4 protein-coding genes are annotated in these 2,452 nt (G+C 60.4%); 1 reads left to right on the top strand and 3 read right to left on the bottom strand.

Going from position 1 to position 2,452, the window contains the following annotated elements:
• Positions 1-54: 54 nt before the first annotated feature.
• Positions 55-480 (bottom strand): DUF4399 domain-containing protein, encoded by a 426-nt coding sequence (locus tag OC610_RS25625; protein WP_264431820.1) that lies wholly within the window; start codon positions 478-480, stop codon positions 55-57.
• Positions 481-613: 133 nt separating this feature from the next.
• On the opposite strand from OC610_RS25625, the gene OC610_RS25620 reads away from it, so the two are divergent.
• The gene (locus OC610_RS25620; RefSeq protein ID WP_264431819.1) at positions 614-1,180 is read left to right on the top strand and encodes a transporter substrate-binding domain-containing protein; all 567 of its coding nucleotides are present in this window, start codon (positions 614-616) and stop codon (positions 1,178-1,180) included.
• A gap of 110 nt (positions 1,181-1,290) precedes the next feature.
• On the opposite strand, the gene OC610_RS25615 is transcribed toward OC610_RS25620, so the two are convergent.
• Positions 1,291-1,917: a class I SAM-dependent methyltransferase gene (locus tag OC610_RS25615; RefSeq protein WP_264431817.1), complete on the bottom strand. Its 627-nt coding sequence runs from the start codon at positions 1,915-1,917 to the stop codon at positions 1,291-1,293.
• Between the two features lie 70 nt (positions 1,918-1,987).
• Positions 1,988-2,452, bottom strand: a 465-nt coding sequence (locus OC610_RS25610) for a methionine ABC transporter permease (protein WP_264431816.1), incomplete at its 5' end; no start/stop codon positions are given.

Raw genomic sequence — 2,452 nt, 5'->3', positions numbered from 1 at the left:
ATCGCGAGCAAGCTCGCTCCCACAAAGACCGGCGTTATGTCAGTCGATACGGTGTTATTTCACGTTGACAGTGATCTTCTCGGACACGATCGATGGATCGAACGGCATATGGCCGCTGTCGCCCAGGATGAGCTGCAAGGTGTGCTTGCCCGGCGCCAGTTTGATGGTGGCCTCGGTTTGCGCCTTGCCGAAGTGCATGTGGTTGGCGTCGGTCGGAATCGGCGCGCCTGCGGCGGGCAGTTTGTCCACATCAATGAGCAGGTGATGATGGCCGGTGTTTTTGGTCATGTCGCCCGCCGGGGCCAGGGCGATATCCTTGACGCCGAACTTGACCTTGAATTCCTGGCTGACGGTGGCACCGTCTTCAGGGGAAACGATGAACACTTCTGCGCCCTTGGGGGCCGGGGTTGCGGCGCTTGCCAGCATCGAGGCTCCCAGCAACAGACCGGTCAACGCGGCACGTGACATAAAGCTTTTCATTTTTTTCTCCAGTTTTTCCATGAAATCCGCCTGGTCATGACAACTTCATGACCAATCGTTGTCGAAGGCTGCAATAACCATAGCAAAGCGAGCCTGAAACGAGCCTCGCTTGTATAAAAACCTAGGAGTGACCATGCGTTTCCTGCCTGGCCTGATCTGCCTGCTACCCCTGTTGAGCCCTCTGGCCCATGCGGAACTGATCGACGACGTCAACGACCGTGGCGAGTTGCGAATCGCCCTTGAAGCCAACACCGCCCCGTTCAATTTCAAGGAGGACGGCAAGCTCACCGGTTTCGAAGTGGAGCTGGGTGAGATGCTCGCGGGAGAACTCGATGTCCGGCCTGATTTCGTCGTTACCGATGCCACGGATCTGTTGTCCGGCGTGGAGAGCGGCAAGTACGACGTCGCCATCAACCACATAGCAATGACCCCGGAACTGGCGGAACGTTTCGACACCAGCGCCACTTATAGCCAACCGGATGCGCAATTACTGGCGAGCAAGGAAGAGGCGCAACGTCCGCTGGTCCTGGCGCAGTCTTTCCAGCCCGAGGAAAAGAAGGGGCCGGCGCCGAACCTGGTCATTCCATTCCAGAAGGGCAACCCGGCGTTCAAGGCCAGCCTGGACAATGCCTTGGCGCGTATCAAGGACGATGGGCGGTTGGAGCAGCTGACGCAGAAGTGGTTGGGTCGTAGGAGCTGACGAGTGCAACGAGGCTGCGATCTTTTCAACGGCATCTCAGGTGAAAGGCCAAAAAGATCGCAGGCTTCGCCAGCTCCTACAGGGCCCCACGGAGCTAGGCGTCCCTGTTTTCAAATCTTGCGCCACACACTCGCCAACCAAGGCTGCTGCTCCCGCGGCAGTCCCGCTGGCCGGTAGTAATGCTCCAGCTCTTCAAACCCCGCCTCCGTGAGCAGCGTGCGCCAAGCCGAGAGGTCGTGGTAGGCGCCGAAGCGCTGGCCGTTCCAGCCTTCCTGGTTTTCGCCCCGGGGATTTGAGCTGAACAGCACGCCGCCAGGCTTGAGCGTGGCGTGCAATTGCTTGAGGACGCGGGGCAGTTCCTGGACAGGAATGTGAAACAGCACGGCGTTGGCGAAGATCCCGTCAAAACGTTCCTCCGGCAGGTCCAGTTGCAGGAAGTCCTGTTGCCACACCTCGCAGCCGCTGTCCTGGCGGGCCATGCGCGCGAACTCCTCGGACCCATCGAGGCCCACCGCGACATGACCCATGCCGGTGAAAGTGCGCAAATCACGCCCGGGACCGCAGCCAAAATCCAGGATATGAAACGGTGCCTGTCCCTGGAGGTGTCGCAGCAAGGCGTCGATGTTCTGGCTGACATCGTGATCGCGGGTGCCTTCGCGAAAGCTTTCCGCCACGGCGTTGTAATGCCCCAGGGTCGTGGCGGTGATAGCGTGCAGGTCGTCGGCGCTGTGTTTCATGGTTGCTGGCTTTGGATGGGGAGTGTCCGACGACTATACCGCAAGCTCGCCCACACAAATGAAGCGCTCTTCAGCGCTTGTTCAAACCCCGCGCCAGTCGATCCCCGCCCAGTTGAATCACCGCCACCAACGCCACCAGCAATACGATCACCGTGAGCATGATCTGGCTGTCGAAACGCTGGTAACCATACCGGTAAGCGATATCGCCGAGGCCGCCGGCGCCGATCGCGCCAGCCATGGCGGAGGAGTTGATCATCGTCACCAGCGTGATGGTAAAGCCGCCGACGATGCCGGGCAGCGCTTCGGGCAGCAGCACATGCCAGACGATGTGCCAGCGCCGGCAACCCATCGCCTGGGCTGCTTCGATCAGGCCGTGGTCGACTTCCCGCAGGCTGACTTCGGCGATACGCGCAAAAAACGGCGTGGCGGCGATGGCCAGTGGCACCACGGCGGCCCACACGCCATAAGTTGTGCCGACGATCAGGCGGGTGAAAGGAATCAGTGCCACCATCAGGATCAGGAAGGGTATCGAGCG

Origin of the sequence: Pseudomonas agronomica (assembly GCF_025917275.1) — a bacterium.
In the GTDB taxonomy this organism is placed as follows: Bacteria; Pseudomonadota; Gammaproteobacteria; order Pseudomonadales; family Pseudomonadaceae; genus Aquipseudomonas; species Aquipseudomonas agronomica.
The sequence above is the reverse complement of the archived record's forward strand: the minus strand, read 5'-3'. Positions and strand labels throughout refer to the sequence as shown.

Coding starts and splice junctions, on each gene's coding strand:
- OC610_RS25625 (WP_264431820.1), bottom strand. CDS start 480: ATGAAAAGCTTTATGTCACGTGCCGCGTTGACCGGTCTGTTGCTGGGA.
- OC610_RS25620 (WP_264431819.1), top strand. CDS start 614: ATGCGTTTCCTGCCTGGCCTGATCTGCCTGCTACCCCTGTTGAGCCCT.
- OC610_RS25615 (WP_264431817.1), bottom strand. CDS start 1,917: ATGAAACACAGCGCCGACGACCTGCACGCTATCACCGCCACGACCCTG.